The sequence below is a fragment of the Nocardiopsis oceanisediminis genome, from assembly GCF_048595525.1.
GTDB classification, from domain to species: domain Bacteria; phylum Actinomycetota; class Actinomycetes; order Streptosporangiales; family Streptosporangiaceae; genus Nocardiopsis_A; species Nocardiopsis_A oceanisediminis.
The window spans coordinates 5580677-5596550 of the sequence record NZ_JAFMZJ010000001.1; the positions used below are offsets into that span (position 1 = coordinate 5580677).

Genomic DNA, 15874 nt, shown 5'->3' on the forward strand with positions numbered 1-15874 from the left:
CATACTGGTCCCGTGTCCGACCAGGAGAAGAAGCCCCGGCTGGAGATCGAGTACTGCACGCGGTGCCGCTGGCTGCCGCGCGCCGCATGGATGGCCCAGGAGCTGCTGACCACCTTCGAGGCGGAGCTCGGCGCGGTCGCGCTGGTCCCCGGCACCGGCGGCGTGTTCCAGGTCCGGCTGGACGGCGAGCCGGTCTGGTCCCGCGACACCGACGCGGCCTTCACCGATGCCGCCGACCTCAAGCGCCTGATCCGCGACCGGATCGCACCGGAGCGCCGGCTCGGCCACTCCGACCGCCCGGCCGACCCCGCCCCTCCCCGATGATCTTGACGTTGCGGGGGTATCAGAGCGCTCTGATACCCCCGCAACGTCAAGATCATCGCTTTGGGCTCAGCGGCCTCCCGGCGGGTCCTCCGCCTCCGGGACCACCGCCGCGGGCCGCGCCCGCTCCCGCTCCAGGTCCTCCAGCCACGGCTGGAGGCCGCGGTCCCGCAGATAGCCCAGCAGGTCCTCGGCGCGGTCCCGGTCGATGTCCTGCCCCTGCTCCCAGACGGCCTCGCACTCGCCGCACATCCGGAACGCGGCCCCGTCCAGCCGCGGCGGCACCCGGTACCCCGCGACCCGGCCGAGCCCGCACACGGGGCACTCGACTTCGCTCATGCCCAACGATCACCATCCGCCGCACCGGCGCGCAAGGGGCGCGGCCCGATCAGGGGGCGCCCCGGCGGACCGGCGGGACCGGGGAAGTGGCCGACTTCGGCCATCTCCCGGCCCGCACCGACCGCGACCAGGGCCGAAAACCGTTTTCTTCTGCATCCGAATGAATCCCGGGGCGACCGGAACCGTTTCCGGCCCGTCGGCGTCTCTTCAGCGTGAATCCGCTCTGTCCGCATCTCTGCCGCCTTGCGCCCCGCAGTGATACAGGACACCGTGGAGGGGGCGCCCGCCGCGCGGCCGCACCCCGTCCACAGGAAAGGATCGTCCTCACTGTGGACCGCCGCAGAGCAGTAGGCTGTACCACCACGGTTTCTCACATTGAGCGCTTTCGGTGCCCTTAATCCCCTAAATCCTCCGTCTGATTCCGGGAGCTCGCAGAAGTGACCACTGGCCCCTCCAGGACCGCCTCCGCCGTCGCCCTCCTCGGCGACTACCCCAGCAGCGGGCTGCTCGGCAAGTTCCAGGCCGAGCGCTTCCCGCTGTCCGGTGCGGACCATGGCGAGCAGGCCGACGCGTTCATCGACTTCTGCCGCGGCCGCCTGGACGAGGGGAAGAAGGTCCTGGCCCTCTACGCCTCGTGGAACTCCGGGCGCGCCGAGCGGGCGATCGCCTTCGCCCGGGGGGCCCTGCTGACCGACCACATCGGCGCCGTCCCGATGAACATCTCCCCGCTGGCGCTCTCCCTGGTCGCCGACCAGCTCTCCTACCTGGCCCCCTACCTGCCCTCCGGGGTCACCGCCGCGCTCACCTCCGAGCTCCCGCGGCAGATCCTGGCGGGCGCCTGGATGAAGCGGGTCAACAGCCTGTCCACCATCCCCATCACCTTCAAGCAGCACCTGGGCTCCTTCCTGCCCCGCACCACCTTCCTGGCGTTCAACGCCCCCGCGCAGCGGGTGGGCCGGGTGAAGAAGCGCGACCCTCGGCCCAACCTGCCCGGCCGCCCGCTGGACCCGGTCCAGGTCCTGGTGGCCCGCCCGGACGGCCTCAGCCTGGACGAGTTCAACGAGCAGCTGACCCCCGCCCTGCGCGCGGTGTCGCTGAGCGCCCTTCCCGAGCAGCCGCTCGGCTCGAAGTACTGGGGGATGCGCAAGTACATCGAGTTCGTCGTCTTCAGCGCCCACCCCCAGGCCCTGCCCGGCGCCCCCCGCGCCATCCGGCCCGGCACCTGCGCGTGGTGCCGGGAGCTGGTCGAAGGCCTGCACTGCCCGTACTGCGGCAACGTCAACCAGCCCATCGCCGGGAGGCCGCCGACCCGCGGCACCGACGTCCCCGCGCCCCCGACCAAGAGCACCGGTGAGCACATCCGGCCGGCCTGGGTCGGCGCGCGGAACCAGACCCCGCCCTCCGGCGCGGCCGCGGACGGCGCCGGACGCTCCGGCACCGGGCCCCGGCGGGGCCGCGCCCCCCAGTCGGTGGCCGCCGCCCCGCAGGAGGCGCCGCCGTCCCCTCCGCACGCCCCTCCCGACGGGCCCGTCGGTCGCTGAGCCCTGCACCGCGGCTCCGATCGGCCCAGAGGACTCCCGCCCCTCGAACCCCTCTCCCTAGGAACGGAAGCGTATGAACCCCCGTCAGCGACGCGGCCTGCTGCTGATGATCGTCGCCGGGATCGGCGCCGTCGCGGTCTTCCTGACCGTGGTCTCCTACGTGAACAGCGTCAACCGCGAACTCGGCACCTACCGCACCACGCTGCGCCTCACCGAGGACGTCGCGCCCTACCAGCCGATCACCGAGGAGATGGTCGAGGAGCACCAGGTCCCGGCCCGCTTCTTCGACGAGGACATCTTCATCTCCAACCTGGAGGAGGTCCTCGACCAGCCCGGCCGGCAGCCGGTCTCCTCGACCTACATCAGCGAGGGCTCCCTGCTGCAGCAGAGCATGGTGATCCCGGCCCCCGAGCTGGAGGCCGGCGAGCGGGAGATCGCGATCATGGTGAACGCCGAGACCGGCGTGGCCGGCAAGGTGAGCCGCCAGTCCCGGGTGGACATCTACGCCACCTTCCCCTCCGACGGCGACACCGACAGCTGCGCCACCCGGGTGCTGACCGACGTGGAGGTGCTGGAGGTCGGCCAGGTCGGCCAGAGCACCGACGAGTCGGGCACCACCTCCGCGGTGGTCCCGGTCACCTTCCGGCTCAACCCGCAGGACACGCTGCAGCTCACCTACGCCGAGGCGTTCTCCGGTTCGCTGCGGCTCGGCCTGATCAGCCCGGAGGGCTCCGGCGACCCCGGGGACATCCAGTTCTGCAGCAGCGACCAGGCCAAGCTGGAGCAGGACTCCGGCGGCCAGGGCGGCGACCAGGGCCAGGACGGCGCCGACGGTCAGGGCCAGTGATGAGCCACAAGATCATGATCGGCGTGCCCACCGCCGACCTCGAGACGTCGCTGATGGTCCGCTTCGACGAGCTGAGCGGATGCGAGATCGTCAGCGTCCACCGGGCCTACGCCGAGCTCAGCGAGACGCTGCGGTCCATCCCCGACCTCGACGTGCTGATCCTGCACGAGGACCTGGGGCCGCTGCCCGCGGTGGAGCTCATCCGCGACGTGACCCGCAACCACCCGCAGCTGGCCGTCCTGCTCATGGTGGACGAGCCCGACCCCGAGGTGTTCAGCCGCGCCATGGAGGCGGGCGCCCGCGGGGTGCTGCCGCACGACAGCACCATCGGCGACCTGGACACCCGGGTCACCCAGGCCGCGGAGTGGTCCCAGACGCTCCGCCGCCACTTCGAGGAGGCCAGCGCGAACGTGCCGGCCTCGGGGCGGCGCGGCTCCATCCTCACCTTCACCGGCGCCAAGGGCGGCATCGGCACCACCACCCTGGCGGTGCAGCTGGCCCGCGCCGCCGCGCAGGCCGGCCGCTCGATCTGCCTGGTCGACCTGGACCTGCAGAAGGGCGACATCCCCGGCTACCTCGACCTGAACCACCGGCGCAGCATCGTCGACCTGGTCCAGGCCGCGGACAGCATCAGCGCCTCCATGCTCTCCGAGACGCTGTACGTGCACCCGGAGGGGATGCACATCCTGCTCGCCCCCCGCGAGGGGGAGCGCGGCGAGGAGGTGACCGAGCTCGCCGCGCGGCAGATCCTGGCCAGCCTGAGCTCCCGCTACGAGCTGGTCATCGTCGACTGCGGCTCGCACATGAACGAGGCCACCGCGATGGCCTGCGAGCTGGCGCACACCTCCGTGGTCACGGTCACCCCGGACCTGCCGGCGCTGCGCGCCGCGCAGCGGCTGATCGCCATGTGGGAGCGGCTCCAGGTACGGGAGAAGAAGGACGTCCAGACGCTGCTGACGCGGCACAGCAAGAAGAACGAGATCCAGCCGGACTTCGCCCGCAAGCTGCTGGGCGTGTCCATGCTGCAGAACCCGATCCCGTCGCTCTTCCGCAGCCTGGAGGAGGCCTCCAACACCGGGGACCCCCGCCGCATCACCGACGAGAACCTGCTCAAGCCGTACAGCAAGGTCGCCGGCGAGCTGGGGGTGCTGGCCCCGCCGCCCGAGCCGGACCTGGCCCGGTTCTCCCCGCCGGCCCCCGGGGCCGACCCCGCCGTTCCGGCGCTCCCCCCGAAGAAGCAGAAGAAGGGCCTCTTCGGCCGGGGCGACAAGGCCGCGGCCCCGAAGAAGGAGAAGAAGGGGAAGAAGAAGGCCTCCTCGGACAAGGGCGCCCAGTTCATCGAGTTCGCCGCGGTCACCCCGCTGCTCCTGCTCGCCGCCCTGGCGGTCTGGCAGGTCCTGCTGTTCGGCATCACCAGCATGTACGCGGGGCACGCCGCCAACGAGGCGGCGCGGCAGGCCGCGGTGACCCCGAACGACCTCGGCAAGATCACCGGCGAGGCCTCCAAGCGGGTCAGCGCCCCCTGGGACAGCACCGACACCTTCCACGTCGACATCGAGCACCGCCCGGACGGCTCCTCCTACGCCAAGGCGACCCTCGCCATGCCGGTCGTCCTGCCGAACACGACCTCCCCCTGGGACGTGACCGGGCAGGCCCGGATCGTCTACGAGAAGTGACAGCGACCGACCGACCAGGCGCCGGAGACCGCGGCGGCCCGGCAAGGGGGCTCCCCGAGGCCCCCTGACCCCCGATGAGGACCACAGCGAGAAAGGCACACCGCCATGGCACGCTCCCGTGCGGGGTCCCCCCACTCCGCCCGCTCACGCGGCCGCAGGGGCGACCGGGGATCGCAGTTCATCGAGTTCGCGGCCTACTTCCCCCTGCTGCTGCTGATCTGCGTGATGGTGATGGAGTTCTTCGCCGGCTTCCTCGCCCTGGAGCGGCTCGGCAACGCCGCCCGCACCGGGGCCCGGGTCGCCTCCACCCAGGGGGCCGAGGCCGGCACCGAGGCCGCCCGGGACGCGCTCCCCGGCTGGCTGGAGCAGGCCGAGATCACCAGCGGCTTCAGCGACGGCTCGTACTACGTGCAGGCCTCGGCGTCGCCGCCGTTCATGTACCCGGCGGCCGACCTGGACTTCCAGCTGACCCGGCGGGTGCACATGCCCGACCTGTGACCGTCCCCTGATCCCGTACGCCCGTCCGGTGCGGCCGCCCGCCCACCCGCAGCTTGATGGAGTCACCACCACATGGGCCTGCGCAACCGCCTCTACGAGAACTCCCAGGAGAGCCGGGAGACCACCGACCGCAACAGCGTCTCGCACTGGCGCCAGCGGCTGCTGTCCGAGGTCAACCTGGACGACCTCGCCAAGCTCAGCATGCAGCAGCGCCGCATCCGCCTGGAGAAGGTGGTCGGCCACCTCCTCTCCCGCGAGGGCCCGGTCCTCTCCGACCGGGAGCGGAGCGCCCTGATCCGCAGGGTCGTCGACGAGGCGCTGGGGCTGGGCGTGCTGGAGCCCCTGCTGGCCGACGACAGCGTCACCGAGATCATGGTGAACGGCCCGAACGACATCTACGTGGAGCGCGCCGGGCGGGTGGAGAAGATCAGCACCACCTTCGCCAGCGAGAACCAGCTGATGCAGACGATCGACCGGATCGTCTCCCAGGTGAACCGGCGGGTGGACGAGTCCAGCCCGATGGTGGACGCGCGGCTGCCCAGCGGCGAGCGGGTGAACGTGATCATCCCGCCGCTGGCGCTCACCGGGCCCACCATCACCATCCGGCGCTTCCCCAAGCCGTTCACCATCAAGCAGCTCGCCGCCAAGGGCAGCCTCGACGAGAACACGGCCGCGCTGCTCGCGGCGTTCGTCCGGGCCCGGTTCAACGTCATCATCGCCGGCGGTACCGGCAGCGGGAAGACGACCTTCCTCAACGCGCTCTCCGCGTTCGCCCCCAACAGCGAGCGGATCATCACCATCGAGGACTCCGCCGAGCTCCAGCTCCAGCAGGACCACGTGATCCGGCTGGAGTCCCGCCCGCCGAACATGGAGGGCGCCGGCCAGATCACCATCCGCGACCTGGTCCGCAACTCGCTGCGGATGCGCCCCGACCGGATCATCATCGGCGAGGTCCGCGGCGCGGAGACCCTCGACATGCTGCAGGCGATGAACACCGGCCACGACGGTTCGCTGGCCACCGTGCACGCCAACTCCGCCGACGACGCCGTCTACCGGCTGCTCACCCTGGCCTCGATGAGCGAGGTCAAGATCCCCTTCGAGGCGATCCAGGACCAGATCAACGCGGCGGTGGACGTCATCGTCCACCTGTCCCGCTACGCCGACGGCTCCCGCCGCGTCGGCGAGATCGGCGTGGTCACCTCGTCCCGGCGCGAGGCGTTCAAGCTCTCCCCGGTGCTCCGCTTCGAGGCGCAGCCGCTCGGCCCGGACGGCCGCGTGCACGGGGAGTTCCACCGCTTCCCGCTGCTCGACCACATCGCCCAGCGCGTCACCAACGCCGGTGAGACCGTCCCTCCCGTCTTCACCGGCGCCCCGACCCGTACTCCCCTGGGAGCCGCCCCGTGAGTCTCGACACCCTGTCCCTCATCCTCGCCGCGCTGACCCTCGCGGTCGGGGTGTGGGGGTTCCGCGAATGGGCCGTGGGCGCCCTCGCCCGGCGGGACCTGGCCTCCCGCAGCGCCCTGGACGAGGTCGAGCGGCGGGCCAACTCCCCGCTGGCCCGGCTGGACGCGCTGATCCGCCCGACCGACATCGGCACCAAGATCGAGCAGCGGCTCCGGGCCGCCGGGCTGAAGATGAAGATCTCGGTCTTCATGATGATCGTGGCGGTGGCCTGCGTGGTCGCGGTCGTCTTCCTGTGGCGCGCGCTGGCGCCGATCTTCGGCATCCTGGCCGCGGTGGGCGTGGTCGCGGCCATCTTCGGCTACCTCAAGCGCCAGGAGGAGCGGCGCAAGGAGGCGTTCACCGCGCAGCTCCCCGAGCTCGCCCGGGTGCTGTCCAACGCGACCCAGGCCGGCCTGGCGCTGCCCACCGCGATCGACATGGCCGCCGAGGAGCTGGACGACCCGGCCGGCTCCGAGCTGCGCATCACCGCCCGCGCCATGCAGCTGGGCCAGCCGTTCGAGGAGGCCGTCGCCGACCTCCGGGACCGGATGCCCTCCCGGGAGATCGGGGTGCTGATCAGCACCCTGCTGGTCGCGTCCCGCTCCGGCGGCGCCCTGGTCACCGCGTTGCGCAACATCTCCGACACCCTGGACAGCCGGAAGGAGACCCGGCGCGAGGTGAAGACGATCCTCGGTGAGAGCACCGCCACCGCCTACGCCCTGCTCGCCATGGGCATCGGATCGTTCTTCCTGGTCAACGCGCTGATGCCGGGCTCCATCCAGAACATGACGGAGAGCACCGTCGGCTTCATCATCATCCTCGTCGCACTCGCCCTGTTCACCATCGGCTTCCTGGCGGTGCTGCGCATGACCAAGATCGACTTCTGAGGCTGGAGTCCCCTCCCGATGTCCCTCTCGCTACCGGTCATCCTCCTGCTCGGCCTGGCCGCCGCCATGTGCGTCGGCCTGCTCGTGTGGGGCCTGCACCTTCTCACCGCGAAGGCGCAGGTCGCCGCCGATCTCACCGCCGAGGCCCCGAAGAGCAGCGGGGACGAGGACCAGATCTTCATCCTGCACCGGATCACCCAGCGGCTCGGCTCGCCGCTGCTGCCCATGATCAGGGAGCGGCTCAAGCCGGAGCACATCCAGAGCCTGCAGACCCGGATCGACGCGGCGGGCCGCCCCGAGGCGCTCACCGTCGACCGGTACCTGAGCCGCAAGGCCGGCGAGGTCATGCTCTACGGCGGCCTCGCCATCGTCATGCTGCTCCAGGGCCGGATGCTCTTCGCCTTCCTGGCGCTGGGCTTCACCTTCATGACCGAGCTGACCCTCATCTCCGAGCGGAACAAGCGCCAGGAGCAGATCCAGAAGCAGCTGCCGGACTTCCTCGACGTGCTGGCGGTCACCGTGGGCGCGGGCCTGTCGTTCCGGCAGGCGCTCTCCCGGGTCGCCGACTCCATGCCCGGCCTGCTCGCCGACGAGTTCCGGTTCGCCCTGCGCCAGATGGACCTGGGCACCCCCCGCAAGGACGCCTTCAAGGCGCTGCGCAAGCGGAACAGCAACGAGTCGCTGGGCCGGTTCGTCACCGCGCTGCAGCAGGCCGAGGAGCTCGGCGCACCGCTCGCGGACGCGCTGATGACCATCAGCAACGACATCCGCCGGGACGACGCCCAGTTCCTGCGGCGCAAGGCGCAGAAGATCGCGCCGCGGGTCACCGGCATCACCGCCGCCACCATGCTGCCCGGCCTGCTCCTGGTGATCGGCGGCGGCATGTTCCTCGGCCTCGACATCGACCTCAGCTTCTTCGGCGGGTGAGGCACCGATGAGCGGCTCCGCGCACGCGACACTCCCCCGGCTGGCATCGCTGGTCCGGCTGCTGCTGCAGCTGCGGATGCTGCTGGCCGCGTTCGCGCTGCTGCTCATCCCCGAAGAGCGGCTCACGCCCCCCACCTTCCTGCTCATCCTCTCCTTCGCGCTGCTCTCCGGCCTGGCCGCGCGGTACTGGGAGCGGTTCGTCCCCTACTTCCGCGAGCACCCGCTGCTGATCACCCTGGACGTCTGCCTGACCTCCTCGGTGCTGGTGATCGAGGGCCCCTCCGGCCCGGTCTTCGTCATCACCGTCATCACCGCGGCCGTCTGCGGCATCCTGTACGGGGTGCGCGGGGCGACCCTGGTGGTCCTGCTCCAGATCCTCTGCTACACGCTGGCCGTGCTCCTGTACGCCCTCACCCACGGGCGGGACGCCCCGGTGGAGGTGATGAGCTTCCAGGCCCTCCTGGTCCACCCGGCGCTCTACCCGATCGCGGCCTACACCGGGTCGAAGGTGCGCGGGGTCCTCGCCGAGCTGGCGGAGGAGCAGGAGGCCCGCAAGCAGGCCGAGCTGGCCGCCGCCGCGGCCGAGGAGCGCGACCGCCTGGCCCGGGACATGCACGACTCGGTGGCCAAGACGCTGCGCGGGGCCGCGATGGCCGCCCAGGCGCTCCCGCTCTGGCTGAAGAAGGACCCCGAGCGGGCCGCGGGCATCGCCGCGCAGATCGCCGACGCGGCGGACACCGCCTCCACCGAGGCCCGGGACCTCATCGCCGACCTGCGCGACCAGGACGCCGGCTCGCCCTTCACCGAGCTCGTGGAGCGGGCCGTGCGGGACTGGTCGGAGCAGAGCGGGATCGCCGCCGCGACCGACCTCCCGGAGGAGTCCCCTGAGCCCGCGGTCACCGCGCGGCGGGAGTGCATCGCCGTGCTCAAGGAGGCGCTGACCAACGTCGAGCGGCACTCCGGGGCCCGGACCGTCTCGGTCTCACTGGCCGTGCACGAGGGGCGGTGCACCCTATCCGTCGCGGACGACGGCGACGGCTTCGCCGTCCCGCACGAGGAGGTGATGCGCGCCGAGCGCGGCGGAAACGGCCACTACGGCCTGCTGGGCATGGCCGAGCGGGCCGAGCGGGCCGGCGGCTCCCTCGACCTCTCCTCCGTCCCCGGCGAAGGGGCCGTACTGCGCGTCACGGTCCCCGTCATGTCGGCGTCCCCGCCCGCCCCGACCCCGGAGAAATCGTGAAGAAGACCCCATACGGAACCGAAAGCCGCGAACGGACATCTGAGAGACACATGTCCACCCTCTGCTCAGGAGCAACACCGTGACGCTCGACTCCCCCGACCGGGCACCGGCATCCCCCATCACCGTCCTGGCCGTCGACGACAACGTGATCGTCCGGGCCGGGCTGGTCGCGCTCCTGGAGGTCTCGGACGACATCGAGGTCGTCGCCGAGGCCGGCGACGGCGCCCAGGCCCTCGTCGAGGCGGAGCGGCACCGGCCCGACATCGTCCTGCTCGACGTGCGCATGCCGGTCCGGGACGGGGTGAGCACCATCGAGGAGCTCACCCGGTTCTCCAAGGTCATCATGCTCACCCACACCGAGGACGCCGAGGTCGTCAGCACGGCCCTGCGCCGCGGCGCCTCCGGCTACCTGGTGCACGGGAACTTCAGCGCCGAGGAGCTGTACCGCGCGCTGCACGACGTCGCGGAGGGGACGGGCACCCCGCTCTCCCCCATCGCCGCCACCGTCGCCCTGAACGCGATGCGCTCGGCCCCCGAGAAGCCCACCGAGGCGGGGGACCCCGCCGGCCTGGGCCTGACCCAGCGCGAGGGCGAGATCCTCGCCGCCGTCGCCCGAGGCCTGGCCAACAGGGCCATCGCCGAGGAGCTCTTCCTCACCGAGAAGACCGTGAAGAACCACATCAACCGCATCTTCCGCAAGCTCGGCGTGGCCAGCCGGGCGGAGGCGATCGCCCGCTGGAACGGCGTCCCGCCCCAGCAGAAGGCGGCGGCCGACTGACCCCGGACCGGCCTCCCGCCCACGGATCGCCCGGTCACAGGCCCAAGGAATTCTTGGGACCCGCCCCCTCGCGAAGTTGGGCCCCCGGGCCCTAGGCGCCCGGATGCCCGCCCCCATAAATTGATGAACGTCGCAAGGGCAGGAGCCCACCGGATAAGCCGGCGGAACGCTGAAGGAGTAGAAATGACGAACCCCCTGGTCTCCCTCCGCACCAAGACCTCTGACTTCATCGCGAAGCGCCGCGAGAACAAGAAGGACCGCGGTGCCGGCTTCATCGAGTACGGCGCGATCGTCCTGCTCATCGCCGCCATCGTCGGCGCCGTTTTCGGCTTCGGCATCGACGACAGGGTCAAGGCGATGTTCGAGTCCGGCTTCGACTCCATCTCCAAGGACACCGGCGTCGAGTTCGAGGGCGGCGGCGACAACAAGGAAGACGACGAGGAGAAGAAGGACGAGGAGAAGAAGGAGGAGTAAGGGGTTCCCCACCTCTCAGTGGGTCCTGGCGTCCTCCCTTCGGGAGTTCTCGTTTAAAGGGGCGGGGTCTGGAACTCCGCCCCTCCCTTCTACCCCCTAGTGAAGCTCATGAGTACACACAGATGAAACTCATAGTGACGTCGCGTTTCGCCGGCGATCAGGGACAGGCCAGCCTGTACCTGATCGTCGGCTTGGTGTTTTCCCTCCTCGCCCTGGCGATGCTCTTCTTGCGACTGGGTGAGGCCAACGACATGCGCACTTCAACGCAGTCCGCCGCGGACGCGGCCGCGCTCGCCGCGGCCGGCGACATCCAGCACCGGGTGGCGCAGACCATCGCCGACGGCAGCCTTCCCTGGGGGGTCAGCTGGCGGGCGAGCAGCGGCAAAGCTGCTGCGGAGGAGTACGCGAAGAAGAACGACGCCAAGCTCACCGATGTCCGGGCCAGTGACAACGACCAGGGCCGACTCGGCAATTTCGTCCGGGTCGAAGTCCGGGGGAACTCCTGCCAGCGCGAACTCCAGGGGGACGAGAGCGTCGGCTGGAACAAGCGCGACTGCCCCGACAAGGAGGAGCTCGAGGAGGCCGAGAAGCGCGACGAGACCATCCCGGTGACCACTGGGAACGCCTCGGCGATCGCCCAGGTCAAGATCCCCGAGTGCAAGTCGGTCCCCATCTTCGACATTTTCGGCATGGAGATCGGCAGCTACATCGCCTGTCGGCCGGCCGACGGCGGGGAGTTCCGCCGAATGTGGACCTATGCGCAGGCCAAGGCGATCACCGATGTCAAGCTGGTCGACCGGGAAGGCCAGTGGATCTACAGCGAGCTCTCCGGTGGGCCCGGCAGCGGCCGGTACCCCTGCACCGCGGTCGGCGGGCAGAACATCACCCGCCAGATGTGCGAGACGCACGAGGCGATCATGGACGAGTGGGGCGTCGTCTTCGAGAAGTACGGCGTCGGCTGCTACCGCTCCCAGGAGGACGGCGGCGAGCACCCTCGCGGCCGCGCCTGCGACTACATGGTCTCCGCCAACGGCGCGCTCCCCAGCCCGGACCTGAAGAAGGGCTCCGACCAGGCCGCACAGTGGATGATCGACAACCACGAAGAACTCGACATCTACTACATCATGTGGGACCACTACATCTGGAATCCGAGCCGAGACCCCGTCGGTCCGTGGGACCAGGTCAAGCGGTGGGTTCCGGAGCGCGGCGGCAACACCGTCAACCACTTGGACCATATCCACGTCTCGGTCAACTCCTGACGAGGCCTCACCCCCACAGCAAGCATCCCGCCTACCGCTGCCATCGTTCCTTCGCTAACCTCTGGTGCGGCACCCGCAATTTCACCAGAAAGGTGGACTCAGTGCGCAGAGCTACGATTAAGCGCTTGAGGGAGCGCAGGATGGCGTCTGCCGTCTCCCTCCTGGCAGCCTCGCTCCTGCTCACGTCCTGCGTGTCGGACGGGGGCGGCTCCGGTGGAGATGGAGGAAAGGACGATCAAGGAGGAGGGGGAAAGGGGTCCGGAGAAAGCGAAGCGAGCGCTCCGATCGCCTCCTCCTTGACGAGTGCCACCCCCAGCAAGGACGAACTGAAGTTCGACATCATGTCTCTTGAACGCCACGGCGAGGACATGGTCGTACTCAACGTCACCGTCACGAACGTCGGCGAGATGACGGCAACCGTCTCTAACGCTTTCAGAGACGCAAACCGTTTCGGTGGTGTCGACTACACCGCAGACGGCGTCTCACTCATTGATCCGATGAACAGCAAGCGCTATATGCCCCTCAACAACAAAGGCGAGGATCACTGCCTCTGCTCTGACTGGGAGGGGACGTCAAACATAGAGCAAGACGAATCAATTGATTTCTGGGTCGCCTATCCGGCACCGCCGAAGGATATTGATTCAGTGGTGATAACAACACCAGTGACTCCTGACATCATCGACGTCCCTCTCACCAATGCAGAGTCCCCTGACGAAGGAATAACGAAGACCCCTGTAGACGAGCCGGACATTCGAGAGCTGACGTCCTTCGCCGACGCACTGGACGAAGAAACCTCTCGAGAAGAAAGCGGATCAGAGACGAAGATCATGCTCTCTTCCGACGTGCTCTTCAAACTCAATGAATCCAAGCTGACAAGCAAGGCGAACGACGCCCTGAAGGACGTCGCAGAAGAGATCGACGCCAGCTCCGCGACCACCATCAGTATTGATGGATATACCGATAACAGCGGAGACGACTCCATCAATGAGCCTCTATCAGAAGACCGAGCAAAATCGGTCGAAGAAAAACTGAAGGATCTCGTTACTCGCGAAGGCGTGACCTTCGATGTCGCTGGACACGGCTCAAGCGACCCGGTCGCAACGAACGACAGCGAAGAAGGACGCAAGAAGAACCGCCGCGTCACCGTCAGTTTCGAGAAGTGAGGAAAACCTCATGAAAGCGGCCAAGCTAACACGTCGCACGAGTCGCGCAGCGGGGGTCTTCGCAGCAGCCCTGTCCTTCGTTTTCCTGGTCGGCTCTTCCTCCCATGCAGAAGAAGAACTCCCTGTTCTCGCAACCGGAGAGGCATCAAGCTCTTCCCTCGGCGACTCCTACGTTGAAGTCCATGAAGCGAAGCGATCCCCGGACAGCACCTACGTCCAGGTCGTCTGGACGATACGAGCGCGAGACGGAGAGTTCCTTTCCTCGCACGTTTCAAATGAAGTCTATGACTACGTCGGGGAGGGAATGAGTGGAATCACGACCCTCGACGAGAAGGGGAAGATGCGCTACCACCCCCTTCGGGACGACAATGAGATCTGCATATGCGCAGGGACCTACAGGCCCGTCGACTTCATCACGACCGTCGAGGACCAGAAGTCCTCTCCTTACTGGAACTCTTTCATGATTCCCAAAAACGTATCCGAGATCACGCTTGAAGTCCCGGGCTTCAAGCCCGCCCGGAACATCCCAGTGAAATAACCCCACCCCTCAGGGAACTGACAGGTACCCCCCATGCGCAGGGACATCCTTCACAGACTCCGTGCCCGCAGAGGCGACGACCGAGGTGGAATCCAATTCGCCGAGGTCGCCGGCCTCACGATTCTGGCCGCCTCCATCATCAGTGCCGTCCTTCAGACGGACCCCCAGGGCAAGTTCAACGACCTTGTCCGCGAGATGGTGTGTCTCGTCGAAGGCCCTGAGTGCGACGGAAAGACCTGGACCGAGGTCGACCGGCCGAAGAAGCCCGAGGAGTACTCGTTCAGCATCCCCAGCGGCGGCCGCGGGGGAGACAACGAGGAGAACAAGGCCATCGGCAAGGAGCTCGCCGCCAAGCGCGGCTTCACCGGCCGGGAGTGGGAGTGCCTGGAGACCCTGTGGAGCCATGAGAGCAACTGGAACCACAAGGCGGTGAACCCGAGCGGCGGCGCCGCCGGCATCCCCCAGCTCCACCCCTCCGCCCACGCGTTCCCGCCCGGGTACATGGGCAGCGCCGAAGTGCAGATCGAATGGGGCCTCGACTACATCGAGGGCCGCTACGGAACCCCCTGCAAGGCGTGGGCCTTCTGGCAGAACCCCTATCCGAAGAACCCCGGCTACAGCACCAACTGGTACTAAGCGGTTTCGTTCGGAGCGGCGCCGTACCGTCCCACCGCGGCGCGGCCCGTCGGCAGTGCCCCGTCTGCCGTCATCAGAGAGGTTGAGGCCATTGCACCGGGTGTGGCGGTCAGAGCACGGCGGGTTCAAGATCGAGTACGCCGCACTGGTGCTTCTCGCGGCGACCGTGATCACCGCCGTGTTCGCCTTCGGCCTACCGGCCGATGTACGTGTGCTCTACGCCGAAGGCCTCTGCCGCATCATGCCCGGTCAGGAGGACTGCGCCTCGGACGGGGAGGGGGGCGGGCAGCAGGCCGGCGGCGACGGACCGGAAACCGCTGATCCCGATACCCCCGACCAGCAGAACGGCGGCCAAGGGCCGGAAACCGTCGATACGCAGAACCAGCTCGACGACGGGTCGTTCCAGGTGACTCCGGCCCTCTACGAAGGGCCCGGCACAGGTGTCGTGGTCAACGCCTCGCACGGCGGCGACGGCCCCCCGACCGGGTTGGAGGACCCCAACGACCTCGACCACGACCGCCGCGACACCGGACGCGACGCCACCGGGCAGCGCGAGAGCGACAGTGGCCGACGCGACGACAACGAGAAACCGGATCCGGACCTGCCCGGCGGCGAGGCGCCTGCGGACGGCCTGGGCGACCCCGTCGACGGTGAGCAGGTCGATGTCCCCGAGCCGCCGCCATGGCAGCCGGCCGATGAGGGCGCGGGAGAGCACGGGTCCGACGGCTGGCCCGTCGACGATTACGCAGCTAAGGCCGCCGCCGAAGCCGGCGCGCACGCGATGGCCGGGGCCTGGCCCGAGGCCTCCCGCAACCTGCTCCACTTCATGGGGAACTCCGGCGAACCCCTGGAGCAGGACGTGGACCAGATGCTCGAAGACCTCCCCGGATTCCGGAACGAGGTGGAGGGGACCCGGAGGGGGCTCGGCGCGGCGGCGATCGAGCAGGCCCGGCAGGAGGGCGCGGACGGCCCCGTCACCTTCCCCGTGAACACCGCCTGGACCGGCCACTACATCGGCGAGGAACATGATAAGAACTGGTACCTCGCGACGGGCGGCATGCAGTACAACCTCAATGGATCGGTCACCGTGCACCCTCCGGAGGAAGAGGGCGGTGAGTGGACCTACACCATGACCACCGAGGTGAACTTCCGCGACCAGTACAACTGGGACGGCGGCAAGGGCACGGGCATCATCCCCGGCGTCTACGTCTCGGACGAGACGCTGGCCGAGATGCACCGGGCCGGCGTCGCCCAGGAGTTCCCCATGTACGGCACCTCGGACAGCGCGACCACGGAGGGACCCTAGT

Annotated in this window: 17 protein-coding genes; 16 read left to right on the plus strand and 1 reads right to left on the minus strand. The window is 69.0% G+C overall.

What is annotated here, in order from left to right; translation table 11 throughout:
- Window positions 1-12 precede the first annotated feature (12 nt).
- Complete coding sequence (locus tag J0910_RS24290) at window positions 13-324, plus strand: Rdx family protein (RefSeq protein ID WP_420160852.1); 312 nt, start codon at window positions 13-15, stop codon at window positions 322-324.
- Window positions 325-390: 66 nt separating this feature from the next.
- Here J0910_RS24290 and J0910_RS24295 read toward each other — a convergent pair whose 3' ends face one another.
- Window positions 391-660 (minus strand): hypothetical protein, encoded by a 270-nt coding sequence (locus J0910_RS24295; protein WP_420160853.1) that lies wholly within the window; start codon window positions 658-660, stop codon window positions 391-393.
- Window positions 661-1097: 437 nt separating this feature from the next.
- On the opposite strand from J0910_RS24295, the gene J0910_RS24300 reads away from it, so the two are divergent.
- From J0910_RS24300 to J0910_RS24370, 15 genes are all read left to right on the plus strand, one after another.
- On the plus strand, window positions 1098-2201 hold the full coding sequence (locus tag J0910_RS24300; RefSeq protein WP_420160854.1) for a hypothetical protein: 1104 nt from the start codon (window positions 1098-1100) through the stop codon (window positions 2199-2201).
- A gap of 73 nt (window positions 2202-2274) precedes the next feature.
- Window positions 2275-3048 (plus strand): Flp pilus assembly protein CpaB, encoded by a 774-nt coding sequence (gene cpaB / locus J0910_RS24305; RefSeq protein WP_420160855.1) that lies wholly within the window; start codon window positions 2275-2277, stop codon window positions 3046-3048.
- Window positions 3048-4724: a CpaE/TadZ family protein gene (locus J0910_RS24310; protein ID WP_420160856.1), complete on the plus strand. Its 1677-nt coding sequence runs from the start codon at window positions 3048-3050 to the stop codon at window positions 4722-4724. The genes cpaB and J0910_RS24310 overlap by 1 nt, the downstream gene beginning before the upstream one ends.
- A gap of 105 nt (window positions 4725-4829) precedes the next feature.
- Window positions 4830-5222: a TadE/TadG family type IV pilus assembly protein gene (locus J0910_RS24315; protein ID WP_420160857.1), complete on the plus strand. Its 393-nt coding sequence runs from the start codon at window positions 4830-4832 to the stop codon at window positions 5220-5222.
- A 72-nt stretch (window positions 5223-5294) separates the two neighbouring features.
- A complete protein-coding gene (locus tag J0910_RS24320; RefSeq protein ID WP_420160858.1) occupies window positions 5295-6626 on the plus strand; it encodes a TadA family conjugal transfer-associated ATPase in 1332 nt (443 codons plus the stop codon).
- On the plus strand, window positions 6623-7552 hold the full coding sequence (locus J0910_RS24325) for a type II secretion system F family protein (protein WP_420160859.1): 930 nt from the start codon (window positions 6623-6625) through the stop codon (window positions 7550-7552). Before J0910_RS24320 ends, J0910_RS24325 begins: the two co-directional genes overlap by 4 nt.
- A gap of 18 nt (window positions 7553-7570) precedes the next feature.
- Window positions 7571-8479 (plus strand): type II secretion system F family protein, encoded by a 909-nt coding sequence (locus J0910_RS24330; RefSeq protein WP_420160860.1) that lies wholly within the window; start codon window positions 7571-7573, stop codon window positions 8477-8479.
- 7 nt (window positions 8480-8486) lie between these two features.
- Window positions 8487-9719 (plus strand): sensor histidine kinase, encoded by a 1233-nt coding sequence (locus J0910_RS24335; protein ID WP_420160861.1) that lies wholly within the window; start codon window positions 8487-8489, stop codon window positions 9717-9719.
- Window positions 9720-9798: 79 nt separating this feature from the next.
- Complete coding sequence (locus J0910_RS24340) at window positions 9799-10497, plus strand: response regulator (RefSeq protein WP_420160862.1); 699 nt, start codon at window positions 9799-9801, stop codon at window positions 10495-10497.
- Between the two features lie 183 nt (window positions 10498-10680).
- Window positions 10681-10971 carry a Flp family type IVb pilin gene (locus J0910_RS24345; protein WP_420160863.1) on the plus strand — a complete coding sequence of 97 codons (291 nt, stop codon included), beginning with the start codon at window positions 10681-10683 and terminating at the stop codon, window positions 10969-10971.
- 134 nt (window positions 10972-11105) lie between these two features.
- Window positions 11106-12230: a VldE C-terminal domain-containing protein gene (locus tag J0910_RS24350; RefSeq protein ID WP_420160864.1), complete on the plus strand. Its 1125-nt coding sequence runs from the start codon at window positions 11106-11108 to the stop codon at window positions 12228-12230.
- Between the two features lie 140 nt (window positions 12231-12370).
- Window positions 12371-13393, plus strand: coding sequence for an OmpA family protein (locus J0910_RS24355; protein ID WP_420160865.1), 1023 nt, complete (start codon window positions 12371-12373; stop codon window positions 13391-13393).
- 10 nt (window positions 13394-13403) lie between these two features.
- Entirely contained in the window at window positions 13404-13931 is a 528-nt protein-coding gene (locus J0910_RS24360; RefSeq protein WP_420160866.1) for a hypothetical protein, read from the plus strand.
- A 195-nt stretch (window positions 13932-14126) separates the two neighbouring features.
- Window positions 14127-14567, plus strand: a complete 441-nt coding sequence (locus J0910_RS24365; RefSeq protein WP_420160867.1) for an aggregation-promoting factor C-terminal-like domain-containing protein — start codon at window positions 14127-14129, stop codon at window positions 14565-14567.
- A 100-nt stretch (window positions 14568-14667) separates the two neighbouring features.
- Window positions 14668-15873, plus strand: coding sequence for an ICP22 family protein (locus tag J0910_RS24370; RefSeq protein WP_420162076.1), 1206 nt, complete (start codon window positions 14668-14670; stop codon window positions 15871-15873).
- Window position 15874 lies beyond the last annotated feature (1 nt).